The 23995-nt window shown below is 55.6% G+C and carries 23 protein-coding genes; 17 read left to right on the forward strand and 6 right to left on the reverse strand.

Features of this window, described 5'->3' with window-relative positions; genetic code table 11:
- Nucleotides 1-23 precede the first annotated feature (23 nt).
- The 9 genes from folC (at nt 24) to hisP (ending at nt 8441) form a co-directional block, all read left to right on the forward strand.
- Entirely contained in the window at nt 24-1289 is a 1266-nt protein-coding gene (gene folC / locus ACFQW4_RS12845) for a bifunctional tetrahydrofolate synthase/dihydrofolate synthase (RefSeq protein WP_377725661.1), read from the forward strand.
- Nucleotides 1279-2028 carry a cell division protein DedD gene (dedD, locus tag ACFQW4_RS12850; RefSeq protein WP_101763638.1) on the forward strand — a complete coding sequence of 250 codons (750 nt, stop codon included), beginning with the start codon at nt 1279-1281 and terminating at the stop codon, nt 2026-2028. Before folC ends, dedD begins: the two co-directional genes overlap by 11 nt.
- A gap of 250 nt (nt 2029-2278) precedes the next feature.
- A complete protein-coding gene (cvpA, locus tag ACFQW4_RS12855; RefSeq protein WP_377725664.1) occupies nt 2279-2764 on the forward strand; it encodes a colicin V production protein in 486 nt (161 codons plus the stop codon).
- Nucleotides 2765-2800: 36 nt separating this feature from the next.
- Complete coding sequence (purF, locus tag ACFQW4_RS12860) at nt 2801-4318, forward strand: amidophosphoribosyltransferase (protein WP_101763639.1); 1518 nt, start codon at nt 2801-2803, stop codon at nt 4316-4318.
- Nucleotides 4319-4434: 116 nt separating this feature from the next.
- Nucleotides 4435-5004, forward strand: a complete 570-nt coding sequence (locus tag ACFQW4_RS12865) for a UbiX family flavin prenyltransferase (protein WP_061717852.1) — start codon at nt 4435-4437, stop codon at nt 5002-5004.
- Between the two features lie 278 nt (nt 5005-5282).
- Nucleotides 5283-6065: a lysine/arginine/ornithine ABC transporter substrate-binding protein ArgT gene (gene argT / locus ACFQW4_RS12870; RefSeq protein WP_101763640.1), complete on the forward strand. Its 783-nt coding sequence runs from the start codon at nt 5283-5285 to the stop codon at nt 6063-6065.
- Nucleotides 6066-6259: 194 nt separating this feature from the next.
- Nucleotides 6260-6946 carry a histidine ABC transporter permease HisQ gene (locus tag ACFQW4_RS12875; protein ID WP_008105192.1) on the forward strand — a complete coding sequence of 229 codons (687 nt, stop codon included), beginning with the start codon at nt 6260-6262 and terminating at the stop codon, nt 6944-6946.
- Entirely contained in the window at nt 6943-7659 is a 717-nt protein-coding gene (locus tag ACFQW4_RS12880) for an ABC transporter permease (RefSeq protein ID WP_008105190.1), read from the forward strand. The genes ACFQW4_RS12875 and ACFQW4_RS12880 overlap by 4 nt, the downstream gene beginning before the upstream one ends.
- Before the next feature lie 8 nt (nt 7660-7667).
- On the forward strand, nt 7668-8441 hold the full coding sequence (hisP, locus tag ACFQW4_RS12885; RefSeq protein WP_101763641.1) for a histidine ABC transporter ATP-binding protein HisP: 774 nt from the start codon (nt 7668-7670) through the stop codon (nt 8439-8441).
- 173 nt (nt 8442-8614) lie between these two features.
- Here hisP and ACFQW4_RS12890 read toward each other — a convergent pair whose 3' ends face one another.
- Nucleotides 8615-9562 (reverse strand): sugar-binding transcriptional regulator, encoded by a 948-nt coding sequence (locus tag ACFQW4_RS12890; RefSeq protein WP_101763642.1) that lies wholly within the window; start codon nt 9560-9562, stop codon nt 8615-8617.
- Nucleotides 9563-9757: 195 nt separating this feature from the next.
- Here ACFQW4_RS12890 and dalD point away from each other — a divergent pair, with 195 nt between their 5' ends.
- Genes dalD through ACFQW4_RS12905 form a run of 3 tightly spaced genes read left to right on the forward strand, consistent with a single transcriptional unit; the run spans nt 9758 to nt 13935 of the window.
- Nucleotides 9758-11152, forward strand: a complete 1395-nt coding sequence (gene dalD / locus ACFQW4_RS12895) for a D-arabinitol 4-dehydrogenase (protein ID WP_377725669.1) — start codon at nt 9758-9760, stop codon at nt 11150-11152.
- A gap of 10 nt (nt 11153-11162) precedes the next feature.
- Nucleotides 11163-12632: a xylulokinase gene (gene xylB / locus ACFQW4_RS12900; protein WP_377725671.1), complete on the forward strand. Its 1470-nt coding sequence runs from the start codon at nt 11163-11165 to the stop codon at nt 12630-12632.
- Nucleotides 12633-12654: 22 nt separating this feature from the next.
- The gene (locus ACFQW4_RS12905) at nt 12655-13935 is read left to right on the forward strand and encodes an MFS transporter (RefSeq protein ID WP_192233267.1); all 1281 of its coding nucleotides are present in this window, start codon (nt 12655-12657) and stop codon (nt 13933-13935) included.
- 32 nt (nt 13936-13967) lie between these two features.
- Here the strand turns inward: ACFQW4_RS12905 and ACFQW4_RS12910 are convergent, their stop codons facing one another.
- Nucleotides 13968-14861, reverse strand: coding sequence for a TIGR01777 family oxidoreductase (locus tag ACFQW4_RS12910; protein ID WP_101763646.1), 894 nt, complete (start codon nt 14859-14861; stop codon nt 13968-13970).
- 204 nt (nt 14862-15065) lie between these two features.
- On the opposite strand from ACFQW4_RS12910, the gene yfcF reads away from it, so the two are divergent.
- Together yfcF and yfcD are read left to right on the forward strand one after the other, a co-directional pair.
- Entirely contained in the window at nt 15066-15707 is a 642-nt protein-coding gene (gene yfcF / locus ACFQW4_RS12915; RefSeq protein ID WP_008105173.1) for a glutathione transferase, read from the forward strand.
- 111 nt (nt 15708-15818) lie between these two features.
- Entirely contained in the window at nt 15819-16364 is a 546-nt protein-coding gene (gene yfcD / locus ACFQW4_RS12920; RefSeq protein WP_377725674.1) for an NUDIX hydrolase YfcD, read from the forward strand.
- 46 nt (nt 16365-16410) lie between these two features.
- Here yfcD and ACFQW4_RS12925 read toward each other — a convergent pair whose 3' ends face one another.
- From ACFQW4_RS12925 to ackA, 3 genes are all read right to left on the reverse strand, one after another.
- A complete protein-coding gene (locus tag ACFQW4_RS12925) occupies nt 16411-17670 on the reverse strand; it encodes a 4-aminobutyrate--2-oxoglutarate transaminase (protein WP_377725676.1) in 1260 nt (419 codons plus the stop codon).
- 129 nt (nt 17671-17799) lie between these two features.
- Nucleotides 17800-19944 (reverse strand): phosphate acetyltransferase, encoded by a 2145-nt coding sequence (pta, locus tag ACFQW4_RS12930; RefSeq protein ID WP_377725679.1) that lies wholly within the window; start codon nt 19942-19944, stop codon nt 17800-17802.
- A gap of 73 nt (nt 19945-20017) precedes the next feature.
- The gene (gene ackA, locus ACFQW4_RS12935; RefSeq protein WP_101763649.1) at nt 20018-21220 is read right to left on the reverse strand and encodes an acetate kinase; all 1203 of its coding nucleotides are present in this window, start codon (nt 21218-21220) and stop codon (nt 20018-20020) included.
- 339 nt (nt 21221-21559) lie between these two features.
- Between ackA and yfbV the strand changes: the two genes are divergently transcribed.
- The 3 genes from yfbV to ACFQW4_RS12950 all read left to right on the forward strand — a co-directional run bounded on the left by yfbV (nt 21560) and on the right by ACFQW4_RS12950 (nt 23331).
- On the forward strand, nt 21560-22012 hold the full coding sequence (gene yfbV / locus ACFQW4_RS12940; protein ID WP_101763650.1) for a terminus macrodomain insulation protein YfbV: 453 nt from the start codon (nt 21560-21562) through the stop codon (nt 22010-22012).
- Nucleotides 22013-22162: 150 nt separating this feature from the next.
- Entirely contained in the window at nt 22163-22657 is a 495-nt protein-coding gene (locus tag ACFQW4_RS12945; protein ID WP_008105160.1) for a YfbU family protein, read from the forward strand.
- 14 nt (nt 22658-22671) lie between these two features.
- On the forward strand, nt 22672-23331 hold the full coding sequence (locus ACFQW4_RS12950; RefSeq protein ID WP_192233271.1) for a sugar phosphatase: 660 nt from the start codon (nt 22672-22674) through the stop codon (nt 23329-23331).
- A gap of 27 nt (nt 23332-23358) precedes the next feature.
- Here the strand turns inward: ACFQW4_RS12950 and yfbR are convergent, their stop codons facing one another.
- Nucleotides 23359-23958, reverse strand: a complete 600-nt coding sequence (gene yfbR, locus ACFQW4_RS12955; protein WP_110866568.1) for a 5'-deoxynucleotidase — start codon at nt 23956-23958, stop codon at nt 23359-23361.
- Nucleotides 23959-23995 lie beyond the last annotated feature (37 nt).

A 23995-nucleotide genomic window follows, 5' to 3' on the forward strand; every position in this document is an offset into this window, starting at 1 on the left:
TGTATTGATTTTGAACGGGACACATGGACAAATCTCTTCCTCAAGCCACGTCGCCTTTGGCCACGTGGCTTCATTATCTTGAGCATCTGCATTCGCAGGCCATTGAACTGGGTCTGGATCGTATTCAACGCGTCGCCGCACGCCTCGACCTGCTCAAACCCGCTCCTTTTGTCTTCACCGTCGCCGGTACCAATGGCAAAGGCACCACCTGCCGCATGCTGGAAACGCTATTGATGGCCGCGGGCTATCGCGTGGGCGTTTACAGCTCGCCACATCTGGTGCGTTACACCGAACGTGTACGGGTGCAGGGCGCTGAACTGGATGAAGCGCAGCACAGCGCCAGTTTTGCCGCGATTGAAGCCGGGCGCGGTGATATTTCGCTCACCTATTTTGAGTTCGGCACCTTGTCGGCCTTCAATCTGTTCCGCGCGGCGAATCTCGACGTGGTGATCCTTGAAGTCGGCCTGGGCGGACGTCTTGATGCCACCAATATTGTCGATGCCGACGTGGCAGTGATCACCAGCATCGCGCTCGACCACACCGATTGGCTGGGTCCGGATCGTGAAAGTATCGGCCGGGAAAAAGCCGGCGTGTTCCGCGCAGGTAAACCAGCAATTGTCGGTGAAGCCGATATGCCGGGCACCATCGCCGACGTTGCAGCGGAGAAGGGCGCGGTGTTGCTGCAGCGCAATCGCGACTGGCAGTGGCAGCAAACGGGTACCAGCTGGACGTTGCAGGATGCGCACGGCGAGCTGCGCGATTTACCGCTGCCGCAGGTGCCGTTACCCAATGCCGCCACCGCGCTGACCGCGCTGCGTGCGTCGGGTTTAACGGTAAGCGAAGCGATTATTCGTCAGCATCTGCCGCTGGCGATTTTGCCGGGGCGCTTCCAGACCGTCAGCGAAGCGCCGCGCGTCATTCTCGATGTGGCGCACAATCCGCATGCCGCTTATTATCTGGCTTCGCGTCTGGCTGAAGAGCCGCACAGCGGTGAAGTGCATGCGGTGGTCGGCATGCTGCACGACAAAGATATCGCGGGCACGCTGGCGGCGCTGGCACCACAGGTTGATCGCTGGTACTGCGCGCCGCTCGACGGTCCGCGCGGTGCCTCCGCCGATGAGCTGCTGGCTCATCTGGACGGCGGTGTGGCTTACTGCAACGTTGATGCAGCCTGGCAAGCGGCGCGTCAGCAGGCGCGTCCCGAAGATGTGATTCTGGTGTGTGGCTCTTTCCACACCGTAGCGCAGGTTATGGAATCGATGGCAGCGGAGAACGGCAGTGGCAAGTAAGTTCCAAAATCGCTTAGTCGGTACGGTCATTCTGGTGGCGATTGGTGTCATCGTCTTGCCCGGCCTACTGGACGGTAAGAAGAAACATTATAAAGAAGAGTTCGCCGCCATTCCGCTGGTGCCAAAACCGGACGATCAGCAGGATAGCGAAATGGTGCCGCCGGTGACGCAACCCTTGCCGGCGCAGCCGCCGGAAGGGGCGGGCGCGGCCCAGAATCAGAACGGTGGTAAAACCGCCACTAACGGCAGCGCGCAGCCCACGCAGAATAGCGAGCCCAGCGTGGTCACGCCGCCGCCGGTGCATCAGCAAGTGCAGCCGAAACCGGTGGAACAGTCGAAGCCGAAAGCGGTCGAGCAGCCGAAACCGAAGCCGGTTGAACAGCCGAAGCCAAAACCGGTGGAGCAAGCTAAGCCGAAGCCCGTCGAGCAGCCGAAACCGGTAGAGCAGTCGAAACCGGTGGAAACGCCGAAGCAGAGTGAACCCGCAGCGCCAGCTGGTCAGGCATTTGTGGTGCAGCTCGGAGCGCTGAAGAATGCGGCGAAAGTGAGCGAGATTGTGGCGCAGCTGCGTCTTTCCGGTTATCGCGCCTTTACCGTGCCGTCTACGCCGGTGCAGGGACAAATCACCCGCATTTACGTCGGTCCGGATGCCAATAAATCGAAGCTGCAAGGCTCGCTGAGTGAGTTGCAAAGCATCTCCGGCCTCGGTGGCGTGGTGAAACCGTATAGCGCGCGATAACGCGCTGATAAGCCGCGCCAATAGCAGAAAAAGGCGCGGCTTTACAAAATTTTTGTAGCGAAGCGCGACAGGAAAATCATTGAATATCAGTGTATTAAATCACTGATAATACACAGGGCGAGGAAAGTTTTTTTCATCGCCCTTTTTGCGGAAACAGAACCGGAAAACCCTACGCAAACGTTTTCTTTTTCTGTTAGAATGCGCCCCGAACTGGATGCAGGGGTGCGATAGCACTGGGCTGGAAGAGTTCATGATCTGGATTGATTACGTCATTATTACGGTAGTTGGTTTTTCGGCTCTGGTCAGCCTGATTCGCGGGTTTGTCCGGGAAGCCTTATCTCTCGTTACCTGGGGATGCGCGTTTTTTGTCGCCAGTCATTATTACGCCTACCTTGCAGTCTGGTTTACAGGTTTTGACGACGAACTGGTTCGCAACGGCATCGCTATCGCGGTGTTGTTTGTTGCCACCCTGATTGTGGGTGCCATCGTGAACTATGTGATCGGCTCGCTGGTTGAAAAAACCGGCTTGTCGGGAACCGACAGGGTGTTGGGTGTCTGTTTCGGGGCGTTGCGCGGTGTGCTGATCGTGTCTGCTATGCTGTTCTTTCTCGATACATTCACCGGCTTTTCTAAAAGCCCGGACTGGCAACAGTCGCAACTCATTCCCCAGTTCAGTTACATCATCAGGTGGTTTTTCGATTACCTGAAAAGCACGTCGAGTTTTTTACCCCGGTGACACCATCGGGAGTGCGGCTAATGAGGAAATGACAATATGTGCGGTATTGTTGGTATCACCGGTTTCATGCCAGTAAACCAGTCAATCTATGACGCGTTAACGGTGCTTCAGCACCGCGGGCAGGATGCCGCCGGCATTTGTACCATCGATGCTATTAACTGCTTCCGTTTGCGTAAAGCCAACGGCCTGGTCAGCGATGTGTTCGAAGCGCGCCATATGCAGCGTCTGCAGGGCAACATCGGGATTGGTCATGTGCGCTACCCAACGGCAGGCAGCTCCAGCGCCTCTGAAGCGCAACCTTTCTACGTGAACTCTCCTTACGGCATCACGTTGGCGCATAACGGCAACCTGACCAACGCCCACGAACTGCGTAAACAGCTGTTCGAAACGGGTCGCCGTCACGTTAATACCACCTCAGATTCCGAAATCCTGCTGAATATCTTCGCGCAGGAGCTGGACCGTTTTCAGCACTATCCGCTGGAAGCTGACAACATTTTTGCTGCGGTGGCGGCTGTGCATCAGCAGGTGCGCGGCGCTTACGCAGTGGTTTCAATGATTATTGGACACGGGATGGTCGCCTTCCGCGATCCCAACGGTATTCGTCCGCTGGTGCTGGGCAAGCGCGTTATCGCCGATGGCCGCACCGAATACATGGTGGCGTCAGAGAGCGTCGCGCTGGATACGCTGGGCTTCGAGTTCATTCGTGACGTAGCGCCTGGCGAAGCCGTATACATCACCGAGCAGGGCCAGCTCTCTACGCGTCAATGCGCTGAGAACCCGAAAACCAATCCGTGCCTGTTTGAATACGTCTACTTTGCGCGCCCGGACTCGTTCCTCGACAAAATCTCGGTGTACAGCGCACGCGTGCGTATGGGCACCAAGTTGGGTAACAAAATTGCCCGCGAGTGGGAAGATTTGGATATCGATGTGGTGATCCCGATTCCGGAAACCTCAACCGATATCGCGCTGGAAATCGCACGCATCCTCGACAAGCCATATCGTCAGGGCTTCGTGAAGAACCGCTACGTTGGCCGTACCTTTATCATGCCCGGCCAGCAGCAGCGCCGCAGCGCCGTTCGCCGTAAGCTGAACGCCAACCGTGCTGAGTTCCGTGATAAGAATGTGTTGCTGGTGGATGACTCCATCGTTCGCGGCACCACATCCGAGCAGATCATTGAGATGGCACGTGAAGCGGGCGCGAAAAAAGTCTATCTCGCCTCGGCGGCACCGGAAATCCGTTTCCCGAACGTCTATGGCATTGATATGCCGAGCGCTACCGAACTGATTGCGCATGGCCGTGAAGTGAATGAGATCTGCCAGCTGATTAAAGCGGATGCGTTGATTTTCCAGGATCTCAACGACCTGATTGAAGCGGTGCGTGAAGAGAACCCGGATATCGCCAACTTTGAGTGCTCGGTATTCAACGGCATCTACGTCACCAAAGATGTCGATCAACAGTACCTAGAGTATCTGCAGTCGCTGCGTAATGACGATTCCAAAGCCATCGCGCGTCAGACAGAAGTGGAAGGTCTGGAGCTGCATAACGAAGGCTAAGCCAGAGGTTATGGCAGAGTAAAAGCAGGGCGGGCGCAATCCCGCCCTGTTTGTTTTTGTATTTTTGTTCAGTGAGCCGCTATCATTGCCGCAATCTGAACTTGCAAGGCTGAATTATGAAACGACTGATCATTGGTATTTCCGGCGCCAGCGGCGCGATCTACGGCGTACGCATGTTGCAAGTGCTGCAACCGCTGGCGGAGGTGGAAACCCATTTGGTGATCAGCCCCGCCGCGCGGCAAACGCTGGCGCTGGAGACCGATTTCAGCCTGCGCGAGGTGCAGGCGATGGCCGATGTGGTGCATGACGTGCGCGACATCGCCGCCAGCATCTCATCCGGATCCTACAAAACTCTCGGCATGGCGATCGCGCCGTGCTCGATGAAAACCCTGTCGGGGATTGTGCACAGCTACAGCGATAGCCTGCTGACCCGCGCCGCCGATGTGGTGCTAAAAGAGCAGCGTAAGCTGGTGCTGTGCGTACGCGAAACGCCGCTGCATTTGGGACATCTGCGCATGATGACCACCGCCGCAGAGCTGGGCGCGCTGATCATGCCGCCGGTGCCAGCGTTCTATCATCGTCCGCAATCGATCGGCGATTTAGTCGATCAAACGGTGAATCGTGTGCTCGATCAGTTCGATATTGAGCTGCCAGAAGATCTTTTCACTCGCTGGAGTGGCGCATAATGGTGCATTAATGCACTGCTCGTGTGCAAATTCGCGTGTGCGATCACTCTTCGTGCATCTTGTGCACCAAAAGTTAACAATGTCGCTTTTTCTTCCTCACACCACTGTTATATTTCCCTCACAAACTAAGTGCTTGCGCCGCTAACCGGCGCAGTATTTAGCGCGCTTGCGCAGCGTTTAGCCAATTCGCACAACTGGCATGAAACGTGCACAGCTTACAGCGCAAACCAACACATCACGCACCACATAACAATAAGCACTTCACTTGAGGGTTAACTATGAAAAAGCGAGTTCTGGCTCTTTCTCTGATGCTGACAATGGTAAGTAGCGCGAGCGTCTTCGCCGCTGTGCCGCAGTCGCTGCGCATTGGAACTGACCCGACTTATCCGCCATTCGAATCCAAGAACGCGCAAGGTCAGCTGGTGGGCTTTGATATCGATCTGGCGAACGAAATTTGTAAACGTATCAAGACTAAATGTACTTATGTGGAAAGTGATTTCGATGCGCTGATCCCGTCGCTGAAAGCGAAGAAGATCGACGCCATCATCTCTTCTCTGTCAATTACCGAAAAGCGTCAGGAAGAGATCAACTTCTCTGAAAAACTGTACGCGGCGAACGCGCGCTTAGTGGCACCGAAAGGTTCTACGCTGCAACCGACCATTGAATCCCTGAAAGGGAAAAACATCGGTCTGCTGCAGGGCACCACGCAGGAAACCTATGCAAAAGAGTACTGGCAGCCAAAAGGTGTCACCGTTACGCCTTACGCTAACCAGGATCTGGTGTATCAGGATCTGAATGCCGGTCGTATTGATGCCGCGTTCCAGGACGAAGTGCAGGCGAGCGAAGGTTTCCTGAAGCAGCCTGTTGGCGCTAAATATGCGTTTGCCGGCCCGGCAGTGAAAGACGACAAGATCTTTGGCGTCGGTACCGGTATGGGCTTGCGTAAAGATGATGCCGATCTGAAGGCCGCGATCGATAAAGCTTTTGTTGAGATGCGTAAAGACGGCACTTACGACAAGATTGCTAAGAAGTACTTTGATTTCAACGTGTACGGCGATTAATTATCCTGTTTCCTAATCCTGGTCTGTGAAAGGCAGGAAGGTTGCACATAAGTATTCACTCCGGGCGCTTACCTATGTAAACTGCCCGGTTTCATACGCTTGCCGCCATCCATCCTGCGATTCAAATTCCCCGGTTAGGACTGTCCGTCAGTTGGGCAGCGTTTGTAACTTACCCTCACGACAGGATTGAACCCATGTTGTATGGCTATTCCGAAGTAATCCTCAAGGGCACCCTTGTGACGCTGGAGCTGGCGCTCAGTTCCGTGTTGCTGGCGGTGGTGCTCGGCTTGATTGGCGCTGGCGCCAAACTTTCCCGCAGTCGCCCGCTGGCGATGTTGTTTGAAGGCTACACCACCTTAATCCGCGGTGTGCCCGATTTGGTGTTGATGCTGCTGATCTTCTACGGTCTGCAGATCGCCTTGAATACTCTCACTGATGCGCTGGGACTGGCGCAATTTGATATCGACCCGATGGTCGCCGGTATCATCACGCTCGGCTTTATCTACGGCGCCTACTTCACTGAAACCTTCCGTGGTGCGTTCCTCGCGGTGCCAAAAGGGCAGATCGAAGCGGCAACCGCCTTCGGTTTCACCGGCTCGCAAACCTTCCGTCGCATTCTGTTCCCGGCCATGATGCGCTTTGCGCTGCCGGGCATCGGCAACAACTGGCAGGTTATTCTCAAAGCCACGGCGCTGGTTTCGCTGCTGGGGCTGGAAGATGTGGTGAAAGCCACGCAGCTGGCAGGTAAAAGTACCTGGCAGCCGTTCTACTTCGCCATTGTGGCAGGTGTGATTTATCTGGTGTTTACCACGCTGTCGAATGGCGTGCTGTGGTGGCTTGAACGTCGCTACACGGTGGGTGTGAAAAGGGCAGAGCTATGATTGAGATTATTCAGGAGTATTGGAAACAGCTGCTCTGGACCGATGGTTACCGTTTTACCGGCATCGCGATTACGCTGTGGTTATTGATCATCTCGGTGGTGATTGGCGGTTCGCTCGCGGTGCTGCTGGCGATTGCGCGCGTCTCCTCTAACCGCTTTATCTCCACGCCGGTTTGGCTGTTCACCTATGTATTTCGCGGTACGCCGCTGTATGTGCAGCTGCTGGTGTTCTACTCCGGCATGTACACGCTGGAAGTGGTGAAGGGCACCGAGCTGCTGAACGCCTTCTTCCGCAGTGGATTGAACTGTACGCTGCTGGCGTTCACGCTGAACACCTGCGCCTATACCACCGAAATCTTTGCCGGTGCGATTCGTTCGGTGCCGCACGGTGAAATCGAAGCGGCGCGCGCCTATGGCTTCTCACCGTTTAAATTGTATCGCTGCATCATTCTGCCGTCGGCACTGCGCACCGCGCTGCCGGCGTACAGCAATGAAGTGATCCTGATGCTGCACTCCACCGCGCTGGCGTTTACCGCGACGGTGCCGGATCTGTTAAAAATCGCGCGCGATATCAACTCGGCCACCTATCAGCCGTTTACCGCGTTTGGCATCGCTGCGGTGCTGTATCTGATTATCTCTTACGGGCTGATTAGCTTGTTCCGCAAAGCTGAACAACGCTTCCTGGCGCACGTAAAACCTTCTTCATCGCATTGAGTATCACTATGGCTGACAATAAATTAAGCGTTACCGAACTGCACAAACGTTACGGTGAACATGAAGTTCTGAAAGGCGTATCGCTGCAGGCAAATGCCGGCGATGTGATCAGCATTATTGGCTCGTCCGGTTCCGGGAAAAGTACCTTTTTACGCTGCATTAACTTCCTCGAGAAACCGAGTGAAGGCACCATTGCGGTCAACAACCAGCAGATCAATCTGGTGCGCGACACCGATGGTCAACTGAAAGTCGCGAACAAAGAGCAGCTGCGTATGCTGCGCACGCGCCTGACCATGGTGTTTCAGCACTTCAACCTGTGGAGCCACATGACGGTGCTGGACAACGTTACCGAAGCGCCGATTCAGGTGCTGGGGCTGAGCAAGGCGGAAGCGCGTGAGCGTGCGATTAAGTATCTGGATAAAGTCGGCATTGATGCGCGTGCGCGAGCCAAATATCCGGTGCACCTTTCCGGTGGTCAGCAGCAGCGCGTGTCAATTGCGCGGGCATTGGCGATGGAGCCCGAAGTGTTACTGTTTGACGAACCCACTTCTGCGCTCGATCCGGAACTGGTCGGCGAAGTGCTGCGCATCATGCAGAAACTGGCGGAAGAGGGCAAAACCATGGTGGTAGTGACGCATGAGATGGAGTTTGCTCGTCACGTCTCTAATCATGTGATCTTCCTGCATCAGGGCAAAATTGAAGAGCAGGGCACGCCGGATGAGCTGTTCGGCAATCCAAAAAGCCCACGTTTGCAGCAGTTTTTGAAGGGATCGTTGAAGTAGATTTTGTGCCCGCTGTCCCCCATCCAGGCCATTCCTCGCTGTCCCCCTCCTCGGTCCTCCCCCAAAATTGGGGGAGGAAGATGCTGCTATATGTGGGTGTTGAAGTGGCATTTGGCAGCATCTCCTTACCCCGCGGGCGGGGGAAGGCCGGGATGGGAGACAGCAAGCACCCTCTACCCCCGCAACAACTTCAGCGCGGTATCCTCATCGGTCACCAGACCTGACACCCAGCCGCCCTGCAACGCCGCGCGAATCGCCGGATATTTACGCTCGCTGCCGGCAAAGCCAATAATCTGGCGTTGCGTCTGGCTCTCCAGCAACACGCTGGTGAGCAGTTCATCGGTTTCACCCCACACGCGTTCACCTTGCTGATTGAAAAAGTGCCCGAGCATTTCGCCCACCACGCCGCGCGCGTTGAGCGCAGCAACTTGCGCATCGGTGATAAAGCCTTCGGCATGCAGCGGGCAGCCGGGCTGCACTTCGCCGATGCCAACGAAGGCCACATTCGCCTGCAAGGCGCGTAACGTCACGCGCTGATAAACCTGATGCTGAATCCACATCTCCTTATCTTCGGGCGTATCCGCATACAGCGGCGCAGGAATGAAGAAATACTTGCCCTGCATCTTCTCCGCCATCTTCAGCGGCACGTCGTAGCGCGTACCCGAGTCGTCCCGCGCAATCGCGCCAATCATCGAAACGCACTGATGCTGCGGTCGTTCAACCCAGGGAAGTGCATCAATCATCGAGCGCAGCGTCTTACCGGAACCAATGCCAAATACCTGCGGCTGCTCCTCGCTGATGTATTGCGCCATCACCGCCGCGCCTTCCACTGCCAGCATCTGCTGAATAGCGTCATCATCCAGATTGGCGGATGGCACCACACGGCACAGTTGCAGGCCAAATTTATCCTGAACGTCGCGCGCCAGATGCAAGCAATGGGTAACCGGATGATCAATCTTTACGCTCACCATGCCCATTTCACGCGCGCTGGAGACCAATCGCTGCGCCACCTGACGTGACAATCCTAACGCGCGTGCAATTTCCTGTTGTGTCACGCCCGCCACGTAATACATCCAGGCCGCACGTGCTGCCAGTTCTTGTTTTTTCTCTTCTCTGCTCATCGCGCTGTTCCGTCAAAACCGGTGCGCCATGTTAACGCGAGATGCCGATGAAGTGTTAACTGAGCAAAAGCCCTAAAAAAGAGCAAAAGTATTAATTGTGATTGAGCTCGCAGAACAAGGCTGCTCGCTCGCACTATGCTACGCCTCATCGGGCAAATGCCCTTAATCGTGGCAAATGTTTATTTTGAGGCGACTATGACCAATCAATCAGTGTGGATGCATATCGGCGCAGGATCTTTTCACCGCGCTCATCAGGCGTGGTATCTGCATAAACTACGCGAGCAGGGCGATGACAGCTGGAGCATTGCCCTCGGCAATATCCGCATTGATGCCGCGCCGTTGCTAAAGCAACTCGCTGCGCAAGAGGGCGAATATGTGCTGGAAACCGTTACACCCGATGGCGAACGCGCCTACGAAACCATCACGTCACTGCGCAAAATCTTGCCGTGGGATAGCAACATCAGCGCGCTGGTGGAGCAGGGAGCGAAAAGTGAAACCCGCGTGATAGGTTTTACCGTCACCGAAGCCGGTTACTATTTGACACCGGAATTCGAACTGGACCTGACGCAGCCGGATGTGCAGGCCGATGTGAAAGGCGACATCCGCACGATTTATGGCGCGCTGGCACGCATCCTCACGCAGCGCGTGGCCAACGGTGGCGCGCCCGTTACGCTGCTCAACTGCGATAACCTGCGCCACAACGGCGAACGTTTCCGTCACGGCTTCCTCGCGTTTCTTACCGCCAAAGGTGACAACGCCTTAGCGAATTGGGTGCGCGAAAATACCACCTCGCCTAACACCATGGTGGATCGCATTACGCCGCGTCCAACGCCGGATGTGGCTGAGCGCGTTAAAGCCGCTACGGGTAAAGAGGATGGTGCATCGGTGATGGCCGAATCCTTTATTCAATGGGTGATTGAAGATGACTTCATTGCCGGTCGGCCGGCGCTGGAGAAGGTTGGCGTTGAGCTGGTGGAATCGGTATTGCCGTGGGAAGAGGCGAAAATCCGCATCCTTAACGCCACGCATGCGGCGATTGCCTGGGCAGGCACGCTGATTGGCCTCAATTACATTGATGACAGCACGCGTCAGCCGGCGATTTACCAACTGGCCTATGACTACGTGACCCAGGATGTGATGCCATCGCTGTCGCCGAGCCCGCTGGATTTAGCCGATTATCGCGATGTGGTACTGGCGCGTTTTAGCAATCCCTACATTAAAGACACCAATCAACGTGTTGGCGCGGACGGTTTGTCGAAAATCCCCGGCATGGTGACACCAACACTGCGCGAATGCTACCAGCGTGGCGCAGAACCGGCGGCCACTGCCGTGCTGCCTGCACTGTTCTTCCTGTTCCTGCAGCGCTGGGCCTGTGATGATTTGCCTTACACCTATCAGGATGGCGTGCTGCAAGCCGATGCGCTGCGCCAGCAGTTTAGCCGCTCCGATGCACTGAACGCTTTCCTCAGCGATAGCGCGCTATTTGGCGAACTGGCACAGGATAAGGCGTTTCATGCGCTGGTGACGCGCAGCGTGGCGGATCTGCAACTGTGGCTGAAACAGCCAGAACGCATGCTGGCTGCGGTGTAAGGAGCGCGTTATGTATCTTGGGATTGATATTGGCACCTCCGAGCTCAAAGCGCTGATCATCAATGCGCAGGGTGAGATCATTGCCTCGAATCACGCCACGCTCAACGTGCAGCGCCCGCATGCGCACTGGGCAGAACAGGATCCCGAGCGCTGGTGGCAAGCGTGCGGTGATGTCCTTGCTGGATTGCGCCAGCAGGATGCGCTGGCCTGGAGCGAGATTCGCGCGATGGGTTTGTCCGGGCAGATGCACGGCGCGGTGCTGCTGGATGCGCAGGGTAAGGTGCTGCGCCCGTGCATTCTGTGGAATGACACACGCAGTGCGCCGCAATGTGCCGCGCTCAGTGCCCAACATCCGGAAATGATGCAGCTCAGCGGCAATATGATTATGCCGGGCTTCACCGCACCTAAACTGCGTTGGGTGGCAGAACATGAGCCTGAGATTTTCCGTCGCATCGATAAAGTGCTGCTGCCGAAAGATTACCTACGCTGGCGTTTAACCGGACAATTTATCAGTGAACCTTCAGACGCGGCAGGCACGTTGTGGCTCGATGTAGCTCAGCGCGACTGGTGCGACGAACTGTTAGCCATCACCGGTCTCACGCGCGCCAATATGCCGGCGCTAGTGGAAGGCAGCGCGGTGAGCGCCCCATTGAAAGCCGAACTGGCAAGTGAATGGGGCTTGTCGGCCGCGGTCTGCGTGGCGGGCGGCGGTGGCGACAATGCCGCATCGGCGGTTGGTGTCGGCGCGGTCAATCCGGGCGATGCTTTTATCTCGCTGGGTACCTCCGGCGTGATTTTTGTCGTCAACGATCGTTTGCTGGCCGATCCGCAATCGGGCGTACACGCCTTTTGTCACGCCTTGCCCGGACGCTGGCACCAGATGAGTGTGATGCTCAGCGCCGCCAGCTGCCTGCGCTGGCTGTGTAATCTGCTTTCCGTTACCGAAAGCCAACTGATGGAAGAGATGGCACAGCTCAGCGAAGAGCAGCGGCGTCATGCCCCGGTTTTCCTGCCCTATCTTTCTGGTGAACGCACGCCATACAACGATCCTGACGCCTCCGGCTCTTTCTTCAATCTGCGCCACGAAACGCCGCGTGCGCTGCTCGGCTACGCAGTAATTGAAGGCGTAGCGTTTGGTTTGGCCGACGGGTTCGCGGTACTTGGTGATGCGCAGCGCCAGATTCAGCAGTGCAGCCTGACCGGTGGTGGGGCGCGCAGCACGTTGTGGGCGCAGTTGATCGCCGATGTGCTGCAACTGCCGATCGTCACGCATCCCGCCAGCGCGTCCGGCGCTTTGGGGGCTGCGCGTCTGGCATGGCTGGCCGCGGGTGGTGTGGAGAGCGAAGTTTGCCTAAAACCGCCGGTGCAGGCGCGATATCAACCAGATGCTGCGCGCGGCAAGGTGCTGCAGCAGCGATTGCAGCTGTTCCGCACGCTCTATGCACAACAGCAGCAGGCGCGAGTGTTGTTGCCTGAATAATTCCAGACAGAGGATGAATGAGATGCAATCGAATGATTACTGGTTTGGCTTACCGAAAAAGATGTTCTGGGGCTTCCTCGCCATCGCTATTTTTATGGCGGGTGACGGCTTTGAAATGGCATTTCTGTCGCGTCACATCACCGATATGGGCTTCACGCCAGCGCAGTCGGCGGTAGTATTTACTTTTTACGGACTGGCGGCAGCGCTAGCGGCGTGGGCATCGGGCGTGGTAGCGGAACTGATTACGCCCCAGCGTGCCATGATGATTGGCTTCGTGCTGTGGATTGTCATGCACACGCTGTTTATGTCGCTGGGTCTTGGCATGCGCAACTATCCGCTGATGGTGCTGTTCTACGGCATTCGCGGTCTGGCGTATCCGCTATTCATTTACTCATTCATGATGATGCTGGTGCAGGTGCTGCCGCGTGAAAAACTGGCGGCCGCCACCGGTTGGTTCTGGGCAATGTATTCCGTCGGCATCGGTGTGGTCGGCAGCTATTTACCGAGTCTGACCATCCCGATGCTCGGCGAAACCGGTACGCTGTGGCTGGCGATTATTTGGGTTGCCTGTGGTGGCGTGCTGGCCTATTTCAGCTTGCGCCATGTGCCGGTTGATCGTTCGCGCGTCAATTTGCCGATGCGCGATAAAATGACCGAAATGTCGCGGGCGGTAACTATTCTGTTTACCAACCAGCACGTGTTTTATGCCTGCCTGATTCGCATCATTAACACGCTGTCGCTGTTTGGTTTCGCCATTATCATGCCGCTGCTGTTCGTTGATCGTCTTGGTTTCACCATTTCCGAATGGCTGCAAATCTGGGCGGTGTTCTTCTTCGTCACCATTTTTACCAACATCTTCTGGGGCATTACCGGCGAGAAACTGGGTTGGATCCGTCAGGTGCGCTGGTTTGGCTGTCTCGGTATGGCCATCTCCAGTCTGGCGTTTTACTACCTGCCGCTGTATGCCGGACATAACTTCTGGGTGGCGCTGATTCCGGCGGTGATGTTAGGAATTTTTGTCGCCGCCTTCGTGCCGATGACCGCAGTGTTTCCGACACTGGAGCCGCATCACAAAGGCGCCGCCGTGTCGATTTATAACCTGTCGGCCGGACTGAGTAATTTTGTCGCGCCCGCGATTGCGTCGGTGTTGCTGCCGTTTTTCGATATCGTCGGCGTGGTGTGGGCGTATACCGCGCTGTACGTGTTTGCTGGCGTGCTGACCTTTATCATCCGCGTGCCGCAGCCGGGACATACGCATGAACCGGCGGCAGTGAAATCACGCGTGGCGCAGCAAAGAAGTTAATCTGTGATAGGCGGGCGCCATTAATGGCGCCCCTACACGACATCCCGCAACGCTTCCTCCAAATCGTACCAGCGAAAACCAAAGCCTGACTCTTCCAGGCGCTTCGGCAACACATGTTGGCCGCCGAGCACCAGCACCGCTGATTCCCCCATCATCAGCTTGATGGCGCTGGCGGGCGTGCGCATAAAGGCTGGGCGATGCATCACATGGCCGAGCGTGGCGGCGAACTGCTCATTGCGCACCGCATAGGGCGCAACCATGTTGAACGGGCCGCGCAGTTCAGAGTGATCGATTAACCACAGCAGCGCGTTAACCAAATCGTCGATGTGAATCCACGGTAAATACTGTTTGCCGCTACCAATCGGACCGCCTACGCCAAGCTTAAACGGCAGTTTCATCTTCGATAACGCGCCGCCTTCTTTCGCCAGCACCACGCCGGTGCGCAGCAAACAGACGCGCGTGCGATCGCTCTGTGCAGTTAACGCCAATTGTTCCCAACGCGCGCACAGCGTATGGGTAAATTCATCCTGGCCCGGATCCTCTTCGGTCAGCACCAGGTCGCCGGTATCGCCATAAAAGCCGGTAGCCGAGCCGGAAATCAAAAATTGCGGGGGATTGCTGCTGGCGTGAATCAGCGAGACCAGCTGCTCGGTGATCTGCCAGCGGCTTTCGCACAGCCGCTGCTTCTGCTGTTCGGTCCAGCGTTTATCGGCGATCGGTTCGCCCGCAAGATTAATCACACCATCAATACCGTTTAAATCGGTTTGCTGATTGATGCCGGACCACAGCGCCACGCTGGCGTCGAGTTTCTCGCGTGCGGCGGCGACATCGCGCGTGACGACGCTCACCTGATGGCCAAGCTGCAACAGACGCGGAATCAGATGGCGGCCAATCAGGCCGGTGCCGCCGGTGATCAGTAAATGCATGTTGAGCCTCCTTGTCATTTTTTATCTGCTCAGATTGAGCATAGAAGAGAAGCGTGCGCGCGGCGTGACTCGGCTTACGCTTATGAAGAAAAAGGAAAAGTCAGCGCTGGTCTTAGCCGCTAAAGATCCGACCAGCGCACCATTGCCTTAATAAATAAAAATCGGTAAACATGATGCACACCTGACGCTTTTCTGAGGCAGCCAATGAATTATCCAACCATTACTTTGTGGTCAGATTCTTGCTTTTTCAGCCCTTACGCCATGTCGGTTTATGTTGCGCTCACCGAGAAGGGCATTCCCTTCACCCTTAAGCGCGTCGATTTATCGCAGAATGCGCAGTGGGATGAGGAATACCGCGCGCTGTCGCTGACCTGCCGCGTGCCGACGCTGCAAATCGATGATGTGCTGCTGACGGAATCTTCAGCGATTGCTGAGTACCTGGAAGAGCGTTTTCCGGCGCCAGAGTTCGAGCGGCTCTATCCGCGCGATCGTGAGAAACGGGCGCATGCGCGCGAAGTGCAGGCATGGCTGCGCAGCGACTTAATGGCGCTGCGCTCTGAGCGTCCAACCGAAGTGCTGTTCGCCGGCGAACGCTTTGCGCCGCTTACGCCGGCGGGTGAGCAAGCTGCCAACAAACTCATTGCTGCGGTGCAGCGCCTTTTGCCTGATGGACAGCAAAATCTGTTTGGCGAATGGTCGATTGCGGATACCGATTTAGCCGTGATGATTAATCGCCTGGCGCTGCACGGCGATGCGCTGCCGGTGAAGCTGCAACACTATGCGGAGTTCCAGTGGCAGCGTGCTTCGGTGCAACTCTGGTTAGCGGAATCGGGTAAAACACGCTGAGCACGATGCGCCTTGCGATGGCGAAAAGAACGCTTTACCTTACCGCTCATTCTAATAAAGCATGGCAAACAGGCGCGTGCTGGGCACGCCGAAAACAGAAAAGGGTTACGGATGGTGGATCAAACGGCAGGTGACGGTATCGAGTGGGTTGATATCGTTAACGAAGAGAACGAAGTCATTGCGCAGGCCAGCCGTGCGCAGATGCGTGCGCAGTGTCTGCGTCATCGCGCTACCTATATTGTGGTGCACGATGGTATGGGCAAAATTCTGGTGCAGCGTCGTACTGAAATCAAAGACTTCATGCCGGGTATGCTGGACGCCACTGCCGGTGGCGTGGTGCAGAGTGGGGAAGACCTGCTGGAATCGGCGCGTCGTGAAGCGGAAGAGGAATTGGGTATCGCGGCCGTTCCATTCGCCGAACACGGCCAGTTCTATTTTGAAGATCAGCATTGCCGCGTATGGGGCGGGCTGTTCAGCTGCGTTTCCCATGGCCCGTTTGCCATGCAGGAAGAGGAAGTGGATGAGATCTTCTGGATGACGCCGGAAGAGATCACCGCGCGCTGTGACGAGTTCACCGATGATTCGCTTAAGGCGCTGTCGCTGTGGCTGAGCCGAAACAGTGATGCTGCACGTCGTAAACAGAGCAGAGAAGCGTAATCTTGCCGTAAGGTCGCCATTTTTGGCGACCTTATACACAACATTGTTAATGTTCCCGCAGAATCCCCGCCAACAGTGCCAACGCATCCTCGAACTGCGCATCGGGAATAGTCAGCGGATAGAGGAAGCGGATCACGTTGCCGTACACGCCACAGGTTAGCAGAATCAAACCTTTTTCCAGCGCCTGCTGCTGAATAGCTTTGGCAATCTCCGCCGACGGCTTGCCCGCCGCATCATTGAATTCCGCCGCCATCATTGAGCCATAACCACGAATTTCCGCCAGCGCTTTACAATCTGCTCGCTGCAACGTCTGTTTTAATCGGCTGCCAAGCTGGTTGGCGCGGCTGCACAGCGCCTCTTCTTCGATAATGTCTAACACCGCCAGCGCCGCCGCAATCGCCGGTGGACTGCCAGCATAGGTTCCGCCCAGGCCGCCGGGTTCTGGCGCATCCATGACTTCTGCACGTCCCGATACCGCCGAGAGCGGGAAACCACCGGCCAGACTTTTCGCCATGGTGATGATATCAGGCTGCACGGCGTAATAGTCGCTGGCGAACAGCTTGCCGGTGCGCGCAAAACCGCTCTGGATCTCATCGGCGATCAGCAGTATGCCGTGGCGATCGCACAACTCCCGCAGCGCAACGACAAACTCTGACGGCGCATCGTAGAAACCGCCTTCGCCCTGAACCGGTTCAAAGATAATGGCTGCCACCTGCTGCGGGCTGATATCGCTGCGGAAAATCGCTTCCAGGCTGTCGAGCGCATCGCTCACGCTGACCTTGTGCAGCGCGTTGGGATAGCGCGCGTGAAACACCGGGCTGGCGAAGGGGCCGAAGCCGGTTTTATACGGCACCACTTTCCCGGTCAGCGACATTGTCATATTGGTGCGGCCATGAAACGCGCCGGTGAAGGCGATGATGCCGGGCCGACCGGTGGCCGCACGCGCTATTTTGACCGCGTTTTCGACCGCTTCAGCACCGGTTGAGAAAAAGGTGGTTTTCACCGGCCCGCTAATCGGCACCAGCGCATTTAGTCGCTCAGCGAGATGAATGTAGTTCTCATAAGGGATGATTTGAAATGCGGTATGGGTAAAGCATTCTAGCTGCTGTTGCACCGCAGCCATTACTTTCGGGTGACGATGCCCGGTGTTAAGCACTGCGATGCCTGCGGCAAAATCGGTGTATTCGCGGCCATGTTGATCCCAAACCGTGGCATTCTCGGCTTTTACCGCATAGAAATCACACATCACACCCACGCCGCGCGGCGTGGCTTGTAAACGACGGCGGTGCACATCACTGTTGCTCATTATTCACCTCGCAATTAGCGGCAGACTTCAATCAGTGTTAACGCAGCGTGAGGTTTATGCCAGTGAAGTACGGGGCAAAAAAAAAGCACGCACCGAAGTGCATGCTTTTTTGGTGGGCGGGAAAGGGGATTAGCCTTCGGCCTGCTGCGATTGAATCGCCGTCAATGCGATGGTGTAGACGATATCATCCACCAGTGCGCCGCGCGACAGGTCGTTCACCGGCTTACGCATGCCTTGCAGCATCGGTCCGATGGAGATCAGATCGGCAGAACGCTGTACCGCTTTGTAAGTGGTGTTACCGGTGTTCAGATCCGGGAAGATGAACACGGTAGCGCGGCCGGCAACCGCAGAGTTTGGCGCTTTGGATTTGGCGACGTCTTCCATAATCGCGGCGTCGTACTGCAGCGGACCATCGATCACCAGATCCGGGCGTTTTTCCTGCGCGATGCGCGTGGCTTCACGTACTTTCTCTACGTCGCTACCGGCACCGGAGTTACCGGTTGAGTAGGAGATCATCGCGACGCGTGGATCGATACCGAAGGCTTTAGCTGAGTCGGCAGACTGAATCGCGATCTCTGCCAGCTGTTCTGGATTGGGATCCGGGTTGATGGCGCAGTCGCCATACACCAGAACCTGCTCCGGCAGCAGCATGAAGAACACCGACGACACCAGCGAGCTGTTTGGCGCGGTTTTGATCAGCTGCAGCGGTGGACGAATGGTATTCGCAGTGGTGTGAACCGCGCCGGAGACCAGACCGTCAACTTCGCCGCTCTCCAGCATCATGGTGCCGAGCACCACGTTGTCTTCCAGCTGCTCCTGCGCCACCACTTCGGTCATGCCTTTGCTCTTACGCAGCTCAACCAAACGTGGCACGTAATTTTCACGTACTACTTCTGGATCCACGATCACAATGCCTGTGCCGAGTTCAACACCCTGCGCCGCCGCAACACGCTGAATCTCTTCCGGATTGCCGAGCAGCACACAGGTAGCGATGCCGCGTTCGGCGCAAATTGCTGCCGCTTTGACGGTACGCGGCTCGTCGCCTTCTGGCAGCACGATGCGTTTGCCGGCTTTGCGCGCCAGCTCGGTGAGTTGGTAGCGGAATGCCGGTGGAGACAGGCGACGGCTGCGCTCGGACGTGGCGGTCAGCGATTCCACCCAATCTTCATTAATGAAGCTAGCTACGTACTCCTGCACTTTCTCGATGCGCTGCGTATCGTCAGTCGGGACTTCAAGGTTGAAGCTTTGCAGGCTAAGCGACGTCTGCCAGGTGTTTGTTTTCACCATAAACACCGGCAAGCCGGTCTGAAACGCGCGTTCGCACAGGCGTGCGATGGGCGCTTCAATCTGATAGCCACCGGTCAACAGCACTGCACCGATTCCTACGCCGTTCATCGCGGCCAAACAGGCGGCAACCAGTACATCAGGACGATCGGCGGAGGTTACCAGCAGTGAACCCGGACGGAAGTGCTCCAGCATATGTGGAATGCTACGCGCACAGAAGGTGACAGATTTCACACGGCGCGTCTGGATTTCACCTTCGTTGATGATATCGGCGTTCAGGTGACGGCACATATCGATGGCGCGAGTGGCGATCAGATCAAAGCTCCACGGTACACAACCCAGCACCGGCAGCGGACTGTTGGCAAACAGCTGCTTTGGATCGATGTTGGCGATGCTGGCTTTAGAGGAGTCATCAAAAATTTCTGACAGATCCGGGCGCGTACGACCTTGCTCATCCACCGGCGCATTCAGTTTGTTGATGATCACGCCAGTGATGTTTTTGTTTTTGCTGCCGCCAAAGCTGCTTTGCGTCAGTTCGATACGCTCTTTGAGCTGCGCCGGAGAATCGTTGCCCAGCGCCATGACGAAGACGATTTCGGCGTTCAGGGTTTTAGCGATCTCATAGTTCAGAGCAGATGCAAACTGATGTTTACGCGTGGGGACCAGACCTTCAACCAGCACTACTTCCGCGTCTTTAGCGTTTGCGTGATAGTTGGCAATGATCTCTTCCATCAACACGTCTTGCTGGTTAGATCCAAGCAGCGACTCAACGCGTGACATCTGCAGCGGTTCTGCGGCAGGAATCGCGGAGCTTTTACGGATAATGCTGGTGGTTTGGTCTGGCGCATCGCCACCCGCACGTGGCTGGGCAATTGGCTTGAATACGCTCAGGCGCACGCCTTTGCGCTCCATGGCACGGATCACGCCGAGGCTGACGCTGGTCAGACCGACGCTGGTGCCGGTAGGAATGAGCATAATTGTACGTGACACGATAGAAACCTCTCAGGTGTTGCAGACTGTCTAAAACAACTCCGTCAGCCTAAGCTGACGGAGAGAAGTGTTTTTAAGCGGTGAGACGCGCGGCGTCTTGAGCAATCACCAACTCTTCGTTGGTTGGGATCACCACGGCTGGGCGCGTGCCTTCTTTGTTGATGAAACCCGATTTGCCGAAGCGTGCTGCAAGGTTGCGCTCGTGATCGACTTCGAAGCCGAGCAGACCCAGTTTCTGCAGCGCCAGCTCGCGCACCATCGCCGCGTTTTCACCGATACCACCGGTGAAGACCACGGCGTCCAGACGGCCTTCCATCAGCGCAGTGTAGCTGCCGATGTATTTCGCCAGGCGGTGGCAGAACACATCCATCGCACGCTTAGCATCTTCTTTGGTGCTGTAGTTGTCTTCCACATAGCGGCAGTCGCTGGTGACTTCGGTCAGACCTAACAGGCCAGACTCTTTGGTCAGCAACTTATTGATGGCATCAACGCTCATGCCCAGGGCATCATGCAGGAAGAAGATAATCGCAGGATCGATGTCGCCACTGCGCGTGCCCATCACCAAACCTTCCAATGGCGTCAGGCCCATGGAAGTATCAACACACTGACCATTGCGAATAGCAGAAACGGAACCGCCATTACCCAAGTGGCAGGTGATGACGTTCAGTTCGCTAACGGGTTTGTTCAGCATTTTCGCGGCTTCCTGCGTCACATAGTAGTGGCTGGTGCCGTGTGCGCCGTAGCGACGAACGCCGTGCTCTTTATACAATTTGTACGGCAGAGCATAGAGATAGGACTCTTCCGGCATTGTCTGATGGAATGCGGTGTCAAAAACCGCGACATTTTTATCAGAAAGATGTGGGAAGTTTTTCAGCGCTTCATCTATACCGATCAGATGCGCAGGATTGTGCAGCGGCGCAAAAGAAGAGGCGTCTTTGATGCCCTGAATAACAGATTCGTCGATGATGACTGATTTGGTCAGCTGCTCGCCGCCGTGAACAATACGATGGCCGATTGCAGCGATTTGTGCCGAAAGCTCTGGTTTTTGTGCCAGAATAGTTTTGACCATGAAATTCAGTGCTTCGCTGTGTGCCGCACCCGCGCCAAGCTGAGCTTCTTGTTTGCTGCCGTCCAGTTTCCACTTAATACGTGCTTCCGGTAAATGGAAACATTCAGCCAAACCGGAGAGGTATTCGTCGCCGGTAACAGGGTTAAGGATGGCAAACTTAAGTGAAGAACTGCCGCAGTTCAGAACCAGAACTAACTTCGTCGACATGGAAGTACCTATTTTTGTTAAATAGTGGCTAAAAAAAACGCAATCAGACTAACAGCGTAGCCCATGAAAGCTGGTAGGTTAATGATAAACATCATGTGCTAGTCAAAAATTCAGTGACATGCAAAAAATTTTGGTGATTTTACGCTTATTTTTGATAAGCACTTAGCGAAACATGGCTCTGGCCGCTCTTTTATTGAGCTAAAGCTTCCGGTAATGTTACTCAAACGGCGTCAGAATACTCACTGTCACCCGCAAAGACAAAAACTTTTGAAGGATGTTACGTAAAGTTGTGTAGTTATCGGTTTATTTTAAATATTGCAGATTTAGTTGAGGTCTATCATGGCGAATGAGACAGACAAACCCGGCTGGTTCGGCTTGTTCCAGCGCGGACAGCGATACATGAAGACCTGGCCTGCAGACAAGCGCCTGGCGCCGGTATTTCCTGAAAATCGCGTGGTGAATGCAACGCGTTTTGCCATTCGCTTTATGCCGCCGCTGGCGATTTTCACCCTGACGTGGCAAATCGCGATGGGGGGACAACTTGGTCCAGCAATTGCCACCGCGCTGTTTGCCTGCAGCCTGCCGATGCAAGGATTATGGTGGTTAGGTAAACGTTCGGTAACGCCGTTGCCGCCGACGCTGCTGCAGTGGTTCCATGAAGTGCGTACCAAACTGCAAGAAGCGGGGCAGGCGATTGCACCCGTTGACGGTAAGCCGACATATCAGTCGCTCGCCGATGTGCTGAAGCGCGCGTTTAAACAGCTTGATCGCACTTTCCTCGACGATCTTTGATCCGCGGACGCTTTTACCTGCCAGAGAATTTGAGCCAAATCCCGGTTCAAATCAAAGAAAAGTGGTGCGGACATACACGCATCACTCTCCTTGTGTAATCATTTCTTCATTGTTTAAATCTTAAGCGGCCGCCTGGCCCGGGAGCAAACCATGGAAATGACCCACGCACAACGATTGATCCTCTCCAATCAATACAAAATGATGGCCATGCTGGAACCCGATAACGCCGAGCGCTATCGTCGTTATCAAACCATTATTGAACGCGGCTATGGCTTGCAGTTACGCGAGCTCGATAAGGAATTCGGCGAGCTAACCGAAGCGACCTGTCGCTTACTGATCGATATTATGGAAATGCATCATGCGCTGCATGTTTCGTGGTCGAACCTCAAAGATGGCAGCGCGATTGATGAGCGTCGCCTGGCGTTTCTCGGCTTTGATGCGGCCACCGAAGCGCGTTATCTCGGCTACGTGCGTTTTATGGTGAACGTAGAAGGGCGCTATACCCATTTTGATTCCGGCACACACGGCTTCAATGCCCAAACGCCGATGTGGGAAAAATACCAACGCATGCTTACGGTGTGGCACACTTGTCCGCGTCAATATCATCTCAGCGCGAATGAGATCGCGCAGATTATCAATGCCTGAATAAGGAGCGACGCGTGAAGTACAGGGGTTTTCTGTTTGATTTAGACGGTACGCTGGTGGATTCACTGCCTGCTGTGATTCGCGCATGGTCATTGTGGGGTGAGCGCCATGGTTTGTCTGCGGAAGAGGTCCTGAGCTATATCCATGGGAAGCCTGCGATCAACTCGCTGCGCCATTTCATGGCGGGACAATCTGAAGAGGCGATTCAGGCGGAATTTCTCTGGCTTGAACGCCTCGAAGCGGAAGACACGCATGGCGTACAGGCGATTCCGGGCGCATTAGCGTTACTGTCAACGTTGAACGAGTTGCAGATCCCATGGGCGATTGTCACATCGGGGTCGATCCCTGTTGCCTATGCGCGCCATAAAGCCGCCAATCTACCCATGCCAGAGGTGTTCATCACTGCGGAGAACATCAAGCACGGTAAGCCGAATCCCGAGCCTTATTTGCTGGGCGCCGAGCGTTTGGGGCTTTCAGCGACGCAATGCGTGGTGGTTGAGGATGCGCCAGCGGGCATCATTTCAGGATTGGATGCGGGCAGTGCGGTGATCGCTATAAATGCGCCAGCCGATGCGCCGCGCATTGATGAAGTCACCTTCCGCGTCGCTTCGCTTGAACCGTTAAATGTCACTAAAGAAGATAGCGGTGAATTTACCCTTTCTATCACCGCATAAAAAAACGGGCCGCTGCGGCCCGTTTTTTTACAGCGGCGTATCCTGTGAGATTTCATCCAGCGACAGGCTAAAGCTGGGAATAAACACCTCAACAAAATAATCCATTTCCGGCGAGCGCCGCTGCGTCAGGGTTTTCTCCAGGCGCGCTTTGGCCAGCAAAAACTCGTTATTACCCGCCGACAACTCTTCCAGACACTTCACATAGGCGCAAAGTGCATCCGCTTGCTTAACCACGGATTGTTCACTTTCGCTATGCATGTGTTCATCTATCAGCGGCCGATAAGCGTCCTGCAGTTCGGGCGGCAGCATATCGATGAGTTTCTGCTGGGCAATTTTCTCGATCTTTTTATATTCGTGCGCAATTTGCGCGTTGTAGTACTTCACCGGCGTCGGTAAATCCCCGGTCAATACTTCGCTGGCATCATGATACAGCGCTAGCATGGCAATGCGCTCGGCGTTGAGGTTGCCGTTAAACTTTTTGTTTTTGATGATGGCGAGCGCGTGAGCAACCATCGCCACCTGCAGACTATGCTCGGAAACGTTTTCAGTGCGCACATTGCGCATTAATGGCCAGCGGTTAATCAGTTTGAGACGGGAGAGGTGGGCGAAAAAATGGCTACGAGTCATGGACGGTTCCTGTTCGCACGGCGGGGAAGATATCTTT

Source organism: Pantoea sp. GCM10028869, from assembly GCF_042666835.1.
Lineage (GTDB): Bacteria > Pseudomonadota > Gammaproteobacteria > Enterobacterales > Enterobacteriaceae > Pantoea > Pantoea leporis.